The following is a 15,077-nucleotide window of genomic DNA, read 5'->3' as shown; positions in this document are numbered from 1 at the left end:
CGCTAAGCACACCATAGCCGAGTGCAGAGCCTCCTCCTCGCCAACACGCGCGCGTGGCGCTAGGTGATGGGTCTAAGTCGCGGTCTCGCCACAGCCCGAGGTTTGGGTACTTGGCCGGGAGGCGGTCCGGCCTGGTATGAGATGAAAACAGGGCGGTCGAGCATCATCCATGACCAAAGCCGCCCTTGCACGACGCCGCGGCCCACCTGACGAACGGTCGTTTAGCAAACGGCACGAAAAAAAATATGCAAGAAAGCGACCTTGAGCGCCTTGCCGCTCATTGATAGCCGCCACCCGCCGCGGGCATGAAGTTGGGAGTTGAAAGTTGGACCAAAAGCGCAATCCCTGGGAGGTTCCGGGCTGGCGGGCGATCGGGCGCGAGGCCGCACTTATAAACCAGCTTCTTGGTTCCGGCGCTACAGCGCTCGGCCGAGCCAACTATGCCGACAGGCTTGGCGATTATTACACTGCGTTCTTCGGTCTATCAATAGGCCTGGAAAGACTCGCCAAGCTGATCCTGATAGCCGATAGAGCTATTTCTGATGGTGGCGCTCTGCCGAATCAAGGCGTAGTTCGAAAGTTTGGACACAAGCTCGCCGCGCTTACCGATGCCGCAGATAAGGTCTGCGCAACACGGCAGCTGGAACTTCGCTATAAAAGACCGGCAAGCCCAATTGTGGACAAGATCATAGATTGTCTTGACGCTTTTGCCGATGCCGGACGCGGCAGGTATGCAAATTTCAAAGAACTCGGAGACCCCAGCGTGGGGCAAGGCGAACCGATCGAAGCCTGGTGGAACGAGGTCGCTGATGCGATACTCGCAGCTCACTACTACGGCAAGCCATCACAGAAGCGAATCGAATCAAATGCGGAAGCTGTTCATGAGTTGATGACGCCGGTGTCATTCATACTTTTTATCAACGAGTCGAACGATGTCATGATGTCAGCTCGGGAAGCCTCTCTACGGACTGGACAGTCGGAACTCGTTCAACGATATGGTCGTTACTATGCTCTAACCGTTGCAAGATGGCTTGCTGAAGCCTTTTCTGCGCTCGCAACCAGGGCGTGCTTTGAGGACGGCATTGACGCATTCTTCGGCGTTTGGGAACACCTATCTTCATATGTCGTTCCAAATGAGTTACTAAAAAGTCGCAAAGTCTGGCCATTAAGTTGACGGTTCTGATCAATCAAAGTAATACGTCAGGACGTTTGACCGGCTCCCGCTATAGTGCAGCGCGCTCCGCCAGGTACCCGCCGGTGCCCTCAGGTCGCACGGTGGCCAACCCGGACAGCAGTGGCAAGGGTCTTGCGCTAACCCGTGCTGGCGCACAACACCGGCCAAAGGCCTGCCCCTGGCGGGTCGCCGCCTCCGCGGACGCGAGAGTGCTTGAAACGTATGCGGTAGTGCCCACGGCGATCGCGGTGTGTGACTAGATTCGGGCGCCGTCTTCCCCGCGTGGCATGCCACCTCATGCCTCCACAGTGTATGAATAGATATATTCGATCTCGCCACGGGCCTCAAATTGAAGGGGTGATCATATGGATCGTGTCGACTATGAATCCACGGTTGTACAAGAGCTGCTGAATGCGCATGAACGTAACGAGTTAGACATCTCGCCTTGGTACCAACGTCGTACCGTTTGGACCAATGCGCACAAATCTTATCTCGTCAATTCAATTTTCGAAGGTATGCCTGTGCCGACAATATATATCAGGCATACACTGGACCTCGAAAATGAACTTACGGTCAAAGAAGTGGTAGACGGTCAACAGCGCGTGCGTTCATTGATCGAATTTAAGCAAGGAATATTTACCGCTCGCCACGCCGATCATTCCAAGAGAGTTACTTATAACGACCTTACGTCAAGTCAGCGCCACGACTTTTTAATGTCCAAGTTATCTGTAGGCTATCTGATCGGTGCCGACGATAGCGACGTTATAGAGATCTTTGGTCGCCTGAATGCTGTATCTAAAACGCTGAATGCGCAAGAAAAGCGCGCGGCCCAATACAGCGGTGAATTCCATCAATTTTGTCTCCGGGAGGCTGCGGGACGTTTGCCGATTTGGCGTGGGTCGAACATCTTCACTGCAACGAGCATCACACGAATGGCTGAAGTGCAGTTCACTGCAGAGTTAGCTATCGATCTGCTTGAGGGAATGTCTGACTATAGCACAAGAAAAATCGATGCCGCTTATAAAAGATGGGACGAGGAATTTCCGAAAAGCAGCGAAGTCGATGATCGATTCGAGCGAGTTTATCGCGCGATTGGCGGTCTGCGTCCAGGACTAATCAAGGACACGATTTTTAGCCGTTCGCCCCTCTTTTATACCCTCATTTTGATCCTGGATGGTATGTCTCGCCTTCCTAGCCCAAAAGCCATAGAAGCAGCGCTTGTCGATATAGACGCGCGTTTTACTTATGCGCGAGAGTCCGACGACGTTCCAAATGAGGATCGCGAATTTGTCGAAGCCTGCACGGCTAGTACCCAGCGAATTAGATCGCGTACCGTGAGATTCAATTATATAAGGTCTTACTTCTGAGCTGCCGACTGTGCCAGCGCCAACCGTACGAGCGCCGTACTCTCACTTCGTCGCGCGCTGCGACCGGCATCAGAAAATTGTAAGTGGCTTGCCAGGTATTGATATACGGCTGCAACGGCTAGTAGCGGAGCTGATCCTAATGCGGTTGTTCGACGACTTCCAAGAATTCATATCAGGGATCGCCGCCCGGCTCGCGTGCGGAGCGACTTACGGCGACGGTGGTCAGCCGAGCTTGCTGACTCCCCCTGCAAAATCGACAGTGGGTGCAATCTATCTATTCGAAAATCACGGCAGACCGGCGGCCAGGCGTGTTAAGTGGTCTAAAGTCGCATTCATCAACGAGACCACCAAGAAAGTTATCGACAATAATGATCACTTTCTGGCCGCGTGCCAAGCGCACTCACAAGTAATTGCCGAAATGCAAGCCATCCGAAACCGTATAGCTCACGCAAATTCCTCAGCCCGTATCGCTTATATGTCGATTGTCCGCCGTTATTACGGAGCGAGTTTAAATAATGTATCTCCCGGTATGTTACTTTTATCTCCCCGGCTGAGCCCAAGCCTGATAGAGACATACGTGGTTTCGTCTCGGATAATCGCTAAGTCAGTTACCAAAATTAGTTGACGTTCACGCCGCTGAAAGTAATTTGCTGTCGTCAAACCGAAACTGGCACTGCCGAATTCTTGGCCGACTGATTGCATTTCCAGCTCCAGCGACTGAACATGCTCTGCTGCGCTTCTTTGGTGCCCATTAGGTGCGTTAAGAATCAAGCACCTTCGAAAATTCAGTCGGCTTGCCGACCTGCCCAATGATTATGGGTGGTGTGCCGGTCGCAGCTGGTCATCGTTGCGCTGGGCCCCGATTGGCGGGGCGGGCATCGGCGACTTGGCAGGCACCTGCCGGTCGCTAGATGTTTGAGAATGTTGAACGCTCAAGGTCGACGAGCTTTTGAGCCATCACCGCATCGAGCTGAATTGACTGGCTAATCTTTGGATTCGACTTTCGTTGGTCCGAGCCGAACGTTGAGAGATGCAGCAGTCTTGTGCCATCCGGCTCCACAATGACCTGGTAGTAACAGTCGACCCTCGCTTTGGTGAGCTCTGACCGATTGGGTTTCCCGTTCGATTGAGCGAATGCGCGCCATAGGGGCAGTCTAATTGGACTCGGCTACTGCAATCATGGCGCCTCAGTTGTATGCGGTACTTCCGTTGACAGGATGCGTGGTGTTGATGAAATTGGCGAAATAGTGATCGCGATCTAGTCACCCCGTGCACGCGGGCGGGTCGGCGATCGTCAACGTGAACCCACCGACGGCCAGATCGGTGTGCCCGCGACAACGACGCTGCTCCAACTCGGCGCGGTCAAGACGGACATGATCGACAATATCCGCGGCTTCGAGCTGACTCGACGGATAGCCGAACGTGCCAGACGGTGGCGCATGATGCCCAGCGAAGACCTGGACTCGGTGACCGATCCATGGGTACCCGGACTGGACAAGTTTGGTGTTGAACTTAGCGTGTAGCTTGGCGTGCCATCCCTCCTGCGCGCAGAATATCGAGACGTCGGTGTCCAATTCTGGGTGCGCGGCCGCGTCGAGGCCCTTCCGCGACTGCCGGACAGCTTTGTTCAGGAACGTTTCCAGATGATGCATGAAACTCGACGTTGCGTTCAGGAGGTGGCAGAACCCCGGTTGATCATCTGCCCATCTGATTTTCGCGTCGCTGGAGTCGAGCGCCACCTCTCGCACAAGCATCTCTGTACCTCCTGCCTGTCATGACGGTGTTCAGAAGCTACTCTGGCCCGGGCTTCGAGAAAGTTCATAAGAGGTGCCGATGAGCGGGACAAGCGAAACCACCATCAGGGTCACCGATTTGCACCGCGTCGGGCGCGGCGTGGAACGCCCCGAACACGTTGTGGTGGCCAGCGATGGTCGGGTGTTCGCTTCTGACAAGGCCTCGGCTGTTGCAGAACTCACCGATGAGAACACCGTTCGGCGTATAGGCAAGGCGGGCGGCGAGCCGAACGGGATCGCGATCGACCGCAACGGCCACTTTCTGATCGCTAATTTCGGCTCGGGCGTGCTGCAGGATCTAGACCCGCAGACCGGCGCGATCACCGCGATATTGAGCGGAGAGCTCGAGGGACGCCCGCTGCGCTGGTTGAATTTTGTCCTGGTGGATTCCGTTGGGGCGCTGTGGTGCTCGGTAAGCACCATGGCAGACGCCCTGATGGATACCATCGCGCGGGGCAGCGCCGACGGGTTCATCTTCCGCGTCACGCCGGATCGCCAATCGGCACGCCTGGTCGCCGATGGAGTGAGCTTCCCGAACTGCATGGCGTTGGACCGCAACGAGGACTACCTGTACGTGGTCCGCACGGTGGCCGCCGACGTGGTGCGGTTTCCGATCGAGGGCGAAACACTCGGGCCGCCAGAGCGATTCGGCCCGCCGCTGGGGGACCGGCGCCCCGACGAGTTCGGCCCCGAGTGCGGCCGCTTCCTGGCCGACCCAGAAACAAGCCGCCGCTGGGGGATGGCCGACGGATGCGCGTTCGACGCCGAGGGAAATCTCTGGGTCACACTGGTCCTCGCCAACAGGATCGTGGCAATCACCCCGGACGGACAAGCAACAACGGTAATCGACGACCCCGACGGCAAGCTGTTGAGAGCACCGACCAGCATCGCGTGGGGCGGCGAAGACATGCGCGACATCTACATCGGGTCGATCGCCACCCCCTACGTCCTCAAGGGCAGAAGCTCGGTGCCGGGACTGCCGCTCATCCACCAGCGCTAGCCCGACGGCCCGGGCCGCATGAAGTCGCCCAACGCGGCCTCAGGCTCAGACGGGATCATCGACTCCGTCAGCCCCCACATCTGCCGGCTGGTGGCACCGCCGTCGACGACGAGCGTCTGACCGGTGATGCGGGCGGCCAGCTCCGACGATAAGAACAACGCGGCGTTGGCGATGTCATGCGCGCGGGGCGCCGCCAGCGGATTGATTCCGTTCACGGCATACTCACCCGGCGGCTGGTCCTCGTTGCCGGATCCCACATTGCCCGGGGCGACCGCGTTGGCGCGAATGCCGTACCGCCCCAACTCGTCCGCGCACGTCTTGACGAGCGAAATCACGCCGGCCTTGGCGGCGCCGTAGGCGGCGTGGTAGGTCGCCGCGGCGATGCCGTCGACCGAGGCGATCGCCACCAGCGATCCGCCGGTGCGCTGAGCGATCATGTACCTCGTGACGGCTTGGAAGAGGTAGAACACCTGGGTCAGGTTGTAGTGGATCGTCGCGTCCCACGCTTGGGTGCTGAAGTCCTCGACCTTCGACCAGGTGGCGCCGCCGATGATGTCGACGCAGACATCGACCCCGCCCAGCGCCGCAACGGCGTCGTCGACCGCCCGACCGACCTGCACGGCGTCGGTCATGTCGGCGACGATCGGGACGGCATTGCCTCCCCGGCCGACGATCTCGCCGGCAATGCGTTCCGCGCGCTGCTCGTCGATGTCGATACAGGCCACCGAAGCCCCCGCCTCGGCGAGGGCCAGCGACGTGAACCAGCCATGGCCCGCGCGCTCGGGGATATAGCCCGCGCCCGAGACCACGGCACGCTTACCGGACAGTCCTAAATCGATCACGTCCGGAGTATCGAGACAGCCCACACAAGCTGTCAATGACGACTCAGAGGGGCGCGAAGCCCCGCAGAATCCCGGCCACCCCGACGTCCCAGCGCCGGTTCACCGACGCCTTCGACTTGCCCAGCCAGCGGCCACCCTCCTGCACCGCCAAACCCTGTGCCAACGCGAGCAATACGTGCGCGATGTCGACCGGGTCGCCGGTGAGCAGCCCGGCATCGGTGCACCGCGTGATTCGACCGACGAAGATCTCCCGCACCGAAGGCGACGCCGCGAGTTCCTCGGGGCCGGGGTCGAAATGCTGGAACGGTCGCGAGAACATCACCCGGGCCAGCGCGGGGTAGTCGAGACAGAACCGACGAAACACCGGAATGAGCCGCTGCACATCGGCGAGCGCGTCGTCGGTCTCGGGCACAGCGAGCAGCCGGTGGCCCAGCATGGCGAATCCCTCGAAGAACACCGCGCGCAGCAGCCCGCGCTTGTCCTGGAACAGCTCGTACACCGCGGGCACCGAGGTTCCGGCCCGCTCGGCCACCCGCCGGGTGGTCAACCCCGACAGGCCGTCCTCGTTCAACGTCGCGACCGCGACCTTGAGCAATTGGTCGCGAAGCTCTGGGGTGCGCTGCTTCGGCCTGGGCATCCGCTGCTACTGGGCCCCGAATTCGGCTGCCATTCCGTCGATTCCGGCGCGCAGCTCCTTGAGCGCGCCGGCGCGGGCGCGCAGCTTGCTGGCCGCATGCGAGGCCTGGTCGAGCTTGGTGAATTCCAGGGCGGCCTCCTGGGCGCGACCGAGCACCCGCTCCGGCAGGTCGATCTCGTCGATGAATCCCGCGGCCAGGGCGGTCTCGCCGAAGAACACCTTGGACAGCCCCGCCGCCTGCTGGTAGGCCGACGGCGTGAGGCGCAGCTTCATGACCGCCAGGGCGGCGTACGGCAGTACCATCCCGATGGCGACCTCGTTGGCCTGAATGCTGTAGCCCGGCGCGGCGATTCGGTGATCGCCGCTGCACAGCAGGAACGATCCCATCGCGATGGCCGGCCCGGTGCAGGCCATCACCACCGGCTTCGGATACGACAGCACCCGATACGACAGCTCGAATCCCGCCCTGAGCAAGTCGATCGCCGGCTGCACCTCGCCGCCGGCCAAGACCTTCAGGTCGAACCCGCCGCTGAACACCCGGTGATTGCCGGCGATCACCACCGCACCGACGTCGTCGCGATCGGCGCTGTCGAGCGCCTCGTTGAGCGCCTGCAGCATCGTCGGGCCCAGCGCATTGACCTTGCCGTCGTCCATCGTGATCACCGCAATGGACTCGTCGCGACGATAGGTGACCGGTCCGCTCATGATGCTCCTTCGGCCGCAGTGATTTGTATCGACGTTACGAAACAACGTTACGAAAAACAAGACCCGATCGACGGTCCGGAAAGGCACCCGACCGCGGCAAATTGAGGACTGTCCGGCTAGCTGCGGATGTGGAACCATGTGGCAAATGAAGGACGACGACCCCGAAAAGCGGATCCGCGAGCTGGAAAAAGAGCTCGCCGACGTCACGCGGCCCCCGCAAAGCACACCGCCGTACACCGGGGGCGCGACGTACACGGAGAACGCGCAGCCGTTCACGGGCGGTGCGACATCCACCGGCGGCGCGACCTACACGAGCGGCCCGACCTACGGCTTCGGCACCCCGCCGCGGCGCAACAAGCCCTACCCCTGGATCCTCGTCCTCGTTTTCCTGGCGGTGGTGGTGCCGATCGTCATCAGCATCGTGACGGTCTTCGCCCGCTCAGGTTCGAGCACGTCGATCTCCCGGGGCAGTGGTTCCAGGACGACGTCGGCCGGTCCGACGGCCGTGCCGCAGGGCGGCGAGCTGCGACTGAGCGGCACCGGCGAGACCAGGCAGGTCGCCTGCAACGACGGCAAGCTCATCCTGGCCGGCTACAACAGCAAGTACGTGGTCACCGGCCACTGCGCCAGCGTCACGGCCGGCGGCTACTACAACAACGTCACCGTCGACAGCGCCGACACCCTGGAGTCGACCGGCTACAGCAACACGGTCATCGACCACGCCTGCAACAACGGCAACCTGAAACTGTCGAGCTACGGCATCGAATACAGCGTCACCGGCCACTGCGCCAGCCTGGCGATCTCCAGCTACAACAACAAGGTCACCGTCGACAGCGTCGACACCATCACCGTCTCCGGATACGGCAACAACGTCACCTACCACTCGGGCGCGCCGAAGATCACCGACTCGGGCTACGACAACAACATTCAGCAGGGCTGACAGTAATCTTGCAGGATGCCCCGAACTCCGCGTCTATCGGTCGAGGCGTGGCTCGAGGCCGGATACGCCCTGCTCGCCGAGGACGGAGTGCGCGCGCTCAAGGTTGACCGCCTCTGCCAGCAGGCCGGCGTCACCCGCGGCAGCTTCTACTGGCACTTCGAGGACATGGACAGCTACCGGGCCAAGCTGGTCGAATCGTGGAATACGTTCCTGGACGAGGACCGCCAATCCCTCGCCGAACTCGAGGCGCTGCCGCCGCGGGAACGCCTGTCGGCCATGATGATTGCGTTGGTCAGGCCCCAGCACTGGATGCTCGAACGCGCGATGCGCGAGTGGGCGCGCACCGACCCGGTCGCCGCCGCCAACATCCGCGCCGCCGACCGGCGCGTGCTGCGCACCGTCACCCGCGCCTACGCCGACTACGGTTTCGCCCCCGCCGACGCCAAGCTGCGCGCCGAGCTCACGTTCGCGGCCGGTATTGGGCTGCTGCACCTCGCCGGCTCGGCCGCCGAGGCGCAAAAGGCCGCGCAACACGAGCGGCTGCTGGACCTCATGCTGGCCGACCCGACCTAGACCATCGCGATCGGCGAGATCTTCGCCCCAATGGCCAACGCGCCGGCCAACTCCCGGCCCATGTCGTAGTCGAAGACGACGTGCCCCGCCGCGATGTCCACGTCGCGCTTGGCCCGCTGCAACGGATTCGACAAGAACTGCGCGCTGGCCCCGGACGCCTCGAGCAGATCCGCGATGATCGCCCGGCTTTCGCGCACGGTGTGCGCGGCCGCCAGCCGCGCGTCGGCCCGCACCGAGCGGCTCACCCGCTCGCCACGAGCGACGATGCGCTCGATGCCCTCCGCGGTCTCGGCGATCAGCGCCCGCAGCGCCCGCAGCCGCACCCGCGCATCGCCGAGCCGGATCTGGGCCGCGGGCTGATCCTTTTGCGCCACACCGCTGTACGCCAGGACGCGCTCGCCCAGCCGCTCGGCGAACAGCTCGGTCACCCGTTCGGCGGCGCCGAGCACCGGCATCGACGCCGTCAGGGCCAACGCGGGAACCAGCGGCCACCGGTAGGTCGGCGCGTCGTGCAACCGCGCGCCCGGCGCGGTCCCGCCGTAGATGTCGGCCACCGCGGCGATGCGATGCTCGGGCACCACGACCTCGGTGACGACAACGTCGTGGGAACCGGTGCCGCGCATGCCGGCGGTGTGCCAGGTGTCGACGACCTCGACCTCGGCGGCGGGCAGCACCAGCAGCGACGGATCGATGCGGTCCGGCCGCTCGACGAGCGCGCCGACGATCATCCAGTCGGCGTCCATCGCGCCGGTCGCCCACGACCAGCGGCCCGTCAGGCGCACCCCGCCGTCGATCGGGATGCCGCGGCCGGTGGGGGCCAGGGGAGCCGGCGCCAGCACCGGCCCGGACGCGAACACCTCCTCCTGGGCGCGCGGGTCGAACAGCGACAGCAGCCAGTTGTGCAGCGCATAGAAACCCAGCGTCCACGCGCTGGACGCACAGCCGTGCGCCATGCGGCGAATCGGTTGCAGCAGTTCGGGGAACGACGCTTGCAGCCCGCCGAACCGGGCGGGGAGCAACAGCCGAAACAGGTCGGTCTGCCGGAACTCGTCGACCGTCGCCGCCGGCAGCCGGCGCAGCCGCTCGGCCTCCTCGGCGCGCTCGGCCAGCCTCGCGACGAATTCGTCGGTGACCCCGTGCACCGGGCGACCTTAACATACTAAAAAGTACAGTAATAAAAGAGCAAACGCTCTGTTACTATGGCCAGGTGCCCCGCCCTCGCGTCTACGACCAGGACCAGATCCTGGATGCCGTGGAACGGTTGGCGGTGCAATCCGGGCCCGCCGCCGTGACGATCCGCGCAATCAGCGACGCCATCGGCGTGTCCAACGGCGCCGTCTACCACACTTTCGGTTCCCGCGCGGGCCTGGTCGGGCGGGCCTGGCTGCGCGCCGGGCACCGATTCCTCGCCGCGCAAACCGAATTGATCGACGCCGCACCCGAGGGCGATCCCGTCGCCGCGGTGGTGGCCGCCGCCGAGGCCCCCGCGGTGTTCGCCGAACAGCACCCACACTCCTCTCACCTGCTGCTCACGGTGCGCCGCGACGAACTCCTGGGCCCCGAGACGCCGCCCGAGCTCGCCGCCCAACTACAGGACCTGGACCGCCTGCTGGTGGCGACGATGATCCGGCTGGCGCGGGCGGTGTGGGACCGCCGGGACGCCGCGGCCGTCGACGTCATCACCACCTGCATCGTCGACCTGCCGACCGCCATCCTGTTGCAGCGCAACCGAATCCATGACCACGGCGCGCGCCAGCGCCTGCAAGCCGCCGTGCGCGCCATCCTGGCCGTCGGCGCGCCGCCGCCACGACGCAGAACCGCAGAAGGGAAGAAACCATGACACCGACACTGACCTGGGACGACAAGATCGCCGTGATCAACCTCGGCGACGACGAAAACCGTTTCTCGCCAGAGTTTCTCGACGCGATCAACGCGCAACTCGACGAGGTCGAAAAGGCCGGCGCGCAGGGCCTCGTCACCGCCGGGGGCGCCAAGTTCTACACGAACGGGCTGGACCTGGACTGGCTGGGCGCCCACGCCGAGCAGGGCCAGGCCTACGTCGGCCGGGTGCAGGCCCTGTTGGCGCGCGTCCTGACCTTCCCGGCGCCGACCGCCGCCGCGGTCACCGGGCACGCCTTCGGCGCCGGCGCCATGCTGGCCATGGCCCACGACGTGCGGGTGATGCGCGCCGACCGCGGGTACTTCTGCTTCCCCGAGGTCGACATCCGCATCCCGTTCACCGACGGCATGGCCGCGCTGATCCAGGCCAAGCTCACCCCGCGCGCCGCGGTGGCCTCGATGACGACCGGGCGGCGGTTCGGCGGGGCGGAGGCTGCCGAGTTCGGCATCGTCGACGCCACCGCCGGCGAGGGGGAGGTGAGCGCCACGGCCACCGACCTGTTGCGCCCGTTGGGCGGTAAGGATCCCGGCACGCTCGGCGCGATCAAGCAGACCATGTTCCGCACCGCGGTGCAGGCGCTGACCAGCGTCTGAGACCTAGTCGGAGAACCGCTCCCACGCGGACTGGCGCGTGATGCCCAGGGTGTGGCCGATTTTCGCCCACGTGATCCCGCGCCGGCGCAGCTCGCGCACCCACGACCGCAGGTCGGCCTCGACCTGCTGGGCCACCACGGCCATCCGGGGGATGTGATCGAGCATCTGCTCGTCGCTCCACGACTCCCAGATCGGCATCCGCAGCTCGTCGGGCTTGTCGCGGAACTCGTCGATGATGGCCTGGGACAGCTCGATGCACTCGTTGCAGATCTGCACGCCCGGGCCGGCGACCAGCTTGTCGACCTCGGTGTTGGACTTGGCGCAGAACGAACACCACACCTGCGCGGTCTTGACGGCGGGACTCATCCGACCCACGGTACGACGTCAGGGTAACCCTGACAAGAGGTTCAGCCGAGGTCGAATGACTCCCGCGAGACCCGGAAGTAGTGCCCGCTAATGCTTTCGGTGCATTTGATGCCCGACGGCTGGCTCTCACAGCTCAGCGTGCCGGCGGAGATGGTTTGCCCGTAGTTGAGCGTCTGCTGGCCGGGCAACTGCAACGTGTCGCCGTGGCATTCGATGGCGGCCGGGTTGCCGGGCGTGAGGCTGAACCGGCTGCCCCAGGCAAGGTGCTTACCGCACTCCGGGGGCGGCGGCGGTTGGTAGGTGTAATCGCGGACGTCGCAGGCGACACCGGCGCTACCGATCAGGCAGAAAATGTTTCCCGACGGAGACTGAAAGTTCTGGCTGTCCGCGCGCGCGGTTGCCGGCATTGCGACATACGCCGCGGCTACTAGCGCGAGCGCCGTGAACCTGTGCCTCGTGATCATTTGCTGAGCATAGGCGCTGAGGCACTCGCGTGAAACAATTATGTTAAGTGCCAGGTGTTTTCGCGCCGCGTGGTGAACCGAGTGTCCGTGCGATCCGTGTGCATGGTGTCGCAGTGCCCAATGACGTTTGGAGACTTGGTGATCAGAAGCGTTCGTCCCGTCGGCGCCATGGAACGGCTTTTCTACCGCTACAGCGAGCGCAATCCGGCTCACTTCCTGCAGGTGGCGGAGTTCGGCGAAACGGTGCCCGCGGACCGATTACGGGCGGCGCTTTCCGCCGTGCAACGGCGACACCCCTTGCTGTCGGTGCATGTCGAGGACCGTCCCGACACGCGCCTCGGCTTCTACCGCGCGGCGACCGTCGCCCCCATCGAGTTGACGATCCGCCGCGGCCAGGAGTGGGCGGCCGCCGCGGCGGAGGAGCTGAGCCGGCCGTTCGACCGTTCCCGCGCGCCGCTGATCCGGGCGTCGCTGCTGCAGGGGCCCGGAAGTAGCGCGCTGCTGCTGACTTTCGACCACACCATCGCCGACGGCATCTCCTCCGTACGGGTCATGAACGACGTGATCGCCGCGCTCAACGGCCGGGAGTTGGCGAATCTGCCTGTGCCGCAAGCGCAGGAGCGCATTATCGATCGGACGCTCGGGGACGTCGCTGCATTCGACCCGTCCGAGCTGCCCGACGATCCGCGGATGCGAACGCCGACCAGCATCCGCCCCTTCGACGGCGCCCTGACCAACGTACACCCGATGACCATGACGGAGGCGGATACCGCGAGATTGGTCGAGCGCTGCCGCGCCGAACGCACGACGGTGCACGCGGCGATGGTGGTGGCGATGTGCCGGGTGCGCGCCACCGAGCGCGGCGAGGACTTCGTGCGGGTGCTCAACCCGATCAACTTCCGCGCGCTGGTCGGCGTCGAGGGGGACTGCGGCCTCTTCATTCAGGCGACGTGGACGGGCCTGGCGCCGTGGGACGGCGCGCCGTTCTGGGAGCAGGCCCGGGCGACGACCGCGCACCTCGAAACGGCCCGGTCGCGGCGCGGGATTCTCACCGCCTCGCTCGCCATCCAGCAGGCGATGGCGGTGGACGCCGAGGTCGGCCACGCCGAGGAGCTTTTCAGCCGCGTGTGCCCGTTCGACATGCTCATCAGCAACCTCGGCGTGCAGGACCTCGACGACACCGGCCCGGTCCGTCCCACGGCGGTGTGGGGGCCGGTGGTGCAAAGCCAGACCGAGGGCGAGTACGTCACCGGGATAACGACCTACGAGGGCAGGCTGCGGATGGTGACCTGTGGCTACAGCGTGCCGACGACGTTTTTGAAGAGCGTCGGCGAGGCCCTGGCGGCCGCGGTCGACGAGGCGTAGTTGTCGGTGGGTCCTCTTACCGTGTGCCCATGAGTGGTTCGAGGGCGAGCTCCGGTGGCGGGCTCGGTGCATTGTTGGGGCTGGCGCTGATCATTTGGATCATCGTCAAGCTCATCTGGTTGATCGCCGGGGCGGCGGCCGTTGTCGGCCTGTTCTTCCTGGCGCGGGCGATCGTGCGGGCGGGCCGCAGGCGCGCCGAACTTCGGGCGGCCGATCGGGCCGCGTTCCGCTTCCGCGCAGATCAGCAGCACCGCTGGGTGCTGCGCGGCGACGACCGCGGCATCTACGGCGTCGAGGGCGCCCAACTGATGCACTATCTCTATCCGGGGCGGGGTCGGGCGCGGCGATTGTTACCCTTGCGCGAGTGAGTGACCCCGGCTGGCTGCGACCCGTCTCGCGGCGCGACGTCTTCCGATGCGCCGCCGTCGCGCCGGCCCTGCTCGGCATCAGCGCGCTGACCGACGCGCCACGCGCGGGCGCCGGCATCGCGGGGATGGGCGTGTTTCTCGACGCGGGCCACAATGCCGTCAACGACGCCTCGATCGGCCGGCAGGTGCCCAACGGCCGGGGCGGCACCAAGGAGTGCCAGACGTCGGGCGCCGCGGCCGACGACGGCTACCCGGAGCATGCCTTCACCTGGGCGGTGGTGGGGCTGATCAGCGGTCAGCTCAACTCGATGGGCGTCCACACCCAGCTGTCGCGCGCTGATGACAACTCAGTCGGACCCTGCGTGGACCAGCGCGCGGCGGCGGCCAACGCGATGCACCCCGACGCGATCGTGAGCATCCACGCCGACGGCGGGCCGCCGTCCGGCTCGGGGTTCCACGTGAACTACTCCGCCCCGCCGTTGAACGCATCCCAGTCCGGGCCGTCGGTGCAGTTGGCACGCGCGATGCGAGACGCCTTGGTGCAGGCGGGCTTTCACCCGAGCACCTACGTCGGGTCGGACGGTTTGTACGGCCGCGACGACCTCGCCGGGCTCAACCTGGCCGAGTACCCGGCCGTCCTCGTCGAGCTGGGCAACATGAAGAACGCCGACGAGGCCGCCCGGATGGAAAGCGCCGACGGCCGGGCGAGGTACGCCGGGGCCGTGACGCAGGGGATCGTCGCGTTCCTCAACGCCAAGGCCCCGGCGGGCTAGCGGCTCAGCTGCCGAAGCCTCCACCTGGGTCCCCGGCCGGGGTGGCGCTGTTGCCGCCGAGGTGGCTGGCGGCGAAGGCGGCGCCCTTGTCGATCATCTGCGCGTCGGATGCGTAGGTGTTGTGCGCGGCGAAGTTCATGCCGTCGGAGCACACCGGGTCCTCGGGGGCGCAGACCTTGATGGTCTTGGGCTGGTACAGCGGCCCGATGGCGACCGG

The 15,077-nt window shown here is 64.5% G+C and carries 18 protein-coding genes; 10 read left to right on the top strand and 8 right to left on the bottom strand.

Annotation, left to right across the window (positions count from 1 at the left end; genetic code table 11):
* The first annotated feature begins 325 nt into the window (after nt 1-325).
* Together AWB89_RS26270 and AWB89_RS26265 are read left to right on the top strand one after the other, a co-directional pair.
* Complete coding sequence (locus tag AWB89_RS26270) at nt 326-1,174, top strand: hypothetical protein (protein WP_085177673.1); 849 nt, start codon at nt 326-328, stop codon at nt 1,172-1,174.
* A 365-nt stretch (nt 1,175-1,539) separates the two neighbouring features.
* Nucleotides 1,540-2,541 (top strand): DUF262 domain-containing protein, encoded by a 1,002-nt coding sequence (locus tag AWB89_RS26265; RefSeq protein WP_085177671.1) that lies wholly within the window; start codon nt 1,540-1,542, stop codon nt 2,539-2,541.
* A gap of 1,262 nt (nt 2,542-3,803) precedes the next feature.
* Here the strand turns inward: AWB89_RS26265 and AWB89_RS26255 are convergent.
* Entirely contained in the window at nt 3,804-4,295 is a 492-nt protein-coding gene (locus AWB89_RS26255) for a metal-dependent hydrolase (RefSeq protein ID WP_085177667.1), read from the bottom strand.
* Between the two features lie 118 nt (nt 4,296-4,413).
* Between AWB89_RS26255 and AWB89_RS26250 the strand changes: the two genes are divergently transcribed.
* The gene (locus AWB89_RS26250; protein ID WP_158089854.1) at nt 4,414-5,334 is read left to right on the top strand and encodes an SMP-30/gluconolactonase/LRE family protein; all 921 of its coding nucleotides are present in this window, start codon (nt 4,414-4,416) and stop codon (nt 5,332-5,334) included.
* Here the strand turns inward: AWB89_RS26250 and AWB89_RS26245 are convergent.
* From AWB89_RS26245 to AWB89_RS26235, 3 genes are read right to left on the bottom strand one after another with little or no spacing between them, the layout of a single operon-like run.
* Nucleotides 5,331-6,176 carry an SDR family NAD(P)-dependent oxidoreductase gene (locus tag AWB89_RS26245; protein ID WP_085177663.1) on the bottom strand — a complete coding sequence of 282 codons (846 nt, stop codon included), beginning with the start codon at nt 6,174-6,176 and terminating at the stop codon, nt 5,331-5,333. The genes AWB89_RS26250 and AWB89_RS26245 overlap by 4 nt on opposite strands.
* A 43-nt stretch (nt 6,177-6,219) precedes the next feature.
* Entirely contained in the window at nt 6,220-6,813 is a 594-nt protein-coding gene (locus AWB89_RS26240; RefSeq protein ID WP_085177661.1) for a TetR/AcrR family transcriptional regulator, read from the bottom strand.
* A 6-nt stretch (nt 6,814-6,819) separates the two neighbouring features.
* Nucleotides 6,820-7,518: a crotonase/enoyl-CoA hydratase family protein gene (locus AWB89_RS26235; protein ID WP_085177658.1), complete on the bottom strand. Its 699-nt coding sequence runs from the start codon at nt 7,516-7,518 to the stop codon at nt 6,820-6,822.
* Nucleotides 7,519-7,663: 145 nt separating this feature from the next.
* On the opposite strand from AWB89_RS26235, the gene AWB89_RS26230 reads away from it, so the two are divergent.
* Together AWB89_RS26230 and AWB89_RS26225 are read left to right on the top strand one after the other, a co-directional pair.
* Entirely contained in the window at nt 7,664-8,458 is a 795-nt protein-coding gene (locus tag AWB89_RS26230) for a DUF3060 domain-containing protein (protein ID WP_158089853.1), read from the top strand.
* A gap of 15 nt (nt 8,459-8,473) precedes the next feature.
* Nucleotides 8,474-9,031 (top strand): TetR/AcrR family transcriptional regulator, encoded by a 558-nt coding sequence (locus AWB89_RS26225; protein ID WP_085177654.1) that lies wholly within the window; start codon nt 8,474-8,476, stop codon nt 9,029-9,031.
* On the opposite strand, the gene AWB89_RS26220 is transcribed toward AWB89_RS26225, so the two are convergent.
* Entirely contained in the window at nt 9,028-10,173 is a 1,146-nt protein-coding gene (locus tag AWB89_RS26220; RefSeq protein WP_085101828.1) for an acyl-CoA dehydrogenase family protein, read from the bottom strand. The genes AWB89_RS26225 and AWB89_RS26220 overlap by 4 nt on opposite strands.
* Nucleotides 10,174-10,238: 65 nt before the next feature.
* On the opposite strand from AWB89_RS26220, the gene AWB89_RS26215 reads away from it, so the two are divergent.
* Complete coding sequence (locus AWB89_RS26215) at nt 10,239-10,871, top strand: TetR/AcrR family transcriptional regulator (protein WP_085177652.1); 633 nt, start codon at nt 10,239-10,241, stop codon at nt 10,869-10,871.
* On the top strand, nt 10,868-11,524 hold the full coding sequence (locus AWB89_RS26210) for an enoyl-CoA hydratase/isomerase family protein (protein WP_085177650.1): 657 nt from the start codon (nt 10,868-10,870) through the stop codon (nt 11,522-11,524). Before AWB89_RS26215 ends, AWB89_RS26210 begins: the two co-directional genes overlap by 4 nt.
* Nucleotides 11,525-11,527: 3 nt before the next feature.
* On the opposite strand, the gene AWB89_RS28385 is transcribed toward AWB89_RS26210, so the two are convergent.
* A complete protein-coding gene (locus AWB89_RS28385) occupies nt 11,528-11,890 on the bottom strand; it encodes a ClpX C4-type zinc finger protein (RefSeq protein ID WP_085177648.1) in 363 nt (120 codons plus the stop codon).
* Between the two features lie 41 nt (nt 11,891-11,931).
* Entirely contained in the window at nt 11,932-12,297 is a 366-nt protein-coding gene (locus AWB89_RS26200) for a DUF6636 domain-containing protein (RefSeq protein WP_142282656.1), read from the bottom strand.
* Nucleotides 12,298-12,474: 177 nt separating this feature from the next.
* On the opposite strand from AWB89_RS26200, the gene AWB89_RS26195 reads away from it, so the two are divergent.
* The 3 genes from AWB89_RS26195 to AWB89_RS26185 are packed head-to-tail and all read left to right on the top strand — an operon-like array spanning nt 12,475 to nt 14,860.
* On the top strand, nt 12,475-13,719 hold the full coding sequence (locus AWB89_RS26195) for a condensation domain-containing protein (RefSeq protein WP_085177644.1): 1,245 nt from the start codon (nt 12,475-12,477) through the stop codon (nt 13,717-13,719).
* Between the two features lie 29 nt (nt 13,720-13,748).
* On the top strand, nt 13,749-14,087 hold the full coding sequence (locus AWB89_RS26190; protein ID WP_085177642.1) for a hypothetical protein: 339 nt from the start codon (nt 13,749-13,751) through the stop codon (nt 14,085-14,087).
* Complete coding sequence (locus AWB89_RS26185; RefSeq protein ID WP_085177640.1) at nt 14,084-14,860, top strand: Rv3717 family N-acetylmuramoyl-L-alanine amidase; 777 nt, start codon at nt 14,084-14,086, stop codon at nt 14,858-14,860. The genes AWB89_RS26190 and AWB89_RS26185 overlap by 4 nt, the downstream gene beginning before the upstream one ends.
* Before the next feature lie 4 nt (nt 14,861-14,864).
* On the opposite strand, the gene AWB89_RS26180 is transcribed toward AWB89_RS26185, so the two are convergent.
* Nucleotides 14,865-15,077 (bottom strand): cutinase family protein (locus AWB89_RS26180; RefSeq protein ID WP_142282655.1); only part of this gene is annotated, 213 nt, incomplete at its 5' end.

The sequence above is a fragment of the Mycobacterium paraense genome, assembly GCF_002101815.1.
GTDB lineage: Bacteria > Actinomycetota > Actinomycetes > Mycobacteriales > Mycobacteriaceae > Mycobacterium > Mycobacterium paraense.
This window is presented reverse-complemented; position numbering and strand designations above follow the sequence as displayed.

Bases quoted from the DNA above. Each gene is read 5' to 3' on its own strand.
- AWB89_RS26265 (WP_085177671.1), top strand. From the start codon at position 1,540: ATGGATCGTGTCGACTATGAATCCACGGTTGTACAAGAGCTGCTGAAT.
- AWB89_RS26255 (WP_085177667.1), bottom strand. From the start codon at position 4,295: ATGCTTGTGCGAGAGGTGGCGCTCGACTCCAGCGACGCGAAAATCAGA.
- AWB89_RS26240 (WP_085177661.1), bottom strand. From the start codon at position 6,813: ATGCCCAGGCCGAAGCAGCGCACCCCAGAGCTTCGCGACCAATTGCTC.
- AWB89_RS26235 (WP_085177658.1), bottom strand. From the start codon at position 7,518: ATGAGCGGACCGGTCACCTATCGTCGCGACGAGTCCATTGCGGTGATC.
- AWB89_RS26230 (WP_158089853.1), top strand. From the start codon at position 7,664: ATGAAGGACGACGACCCCGAAAAGCGGATCCGCGAGCTGGAAAAAGAG.
- AWB89_RS26225 (WP_085177654.1), top strand. From the start codon at position 8,474: ATGCCCCGAACTCCGCGTCTATCGGTCGAGGCGTGGCTCGAGGCCGGA.
- AWB89_RS26210 (WP_085177650.1), top strand. From the start codon at position 10,868: ATGACACCGACACTGACCTGGGACGACAAGATCGCCGTGATCAACCTC.
- AWB89_RS28385 (WP_085177648.1), bottom strand. From the start codon at position 11,890: ATGAGTCCCGCCGTCAAGACCGCGCAGGTGTGGTGTTCGTTCTGCGCC.
- AWB89_RS26200 (WP_142282656.1), bottom strand. From the start codon at position 12,297: ATGCCGGCAACCGCGCGCGCGGACAGCCAGAACTTTCAGTCTCCGTCG.
- AWB89_RS26195 (WP_085177644.1), top strand. From the start codon at position 12,475: ATGACGTTTGGAGACTTGGTGATCAGAAGCGTTCGTCCCGTCGGCGCC.
- AWB89_RS26190 (WP_085177642.1), top strand. From the start codon at position 13,749: ATGAGTGGTTCGAGGGCGAGCTCCGGTGGCGGGCTCGGTGCATTGTTG.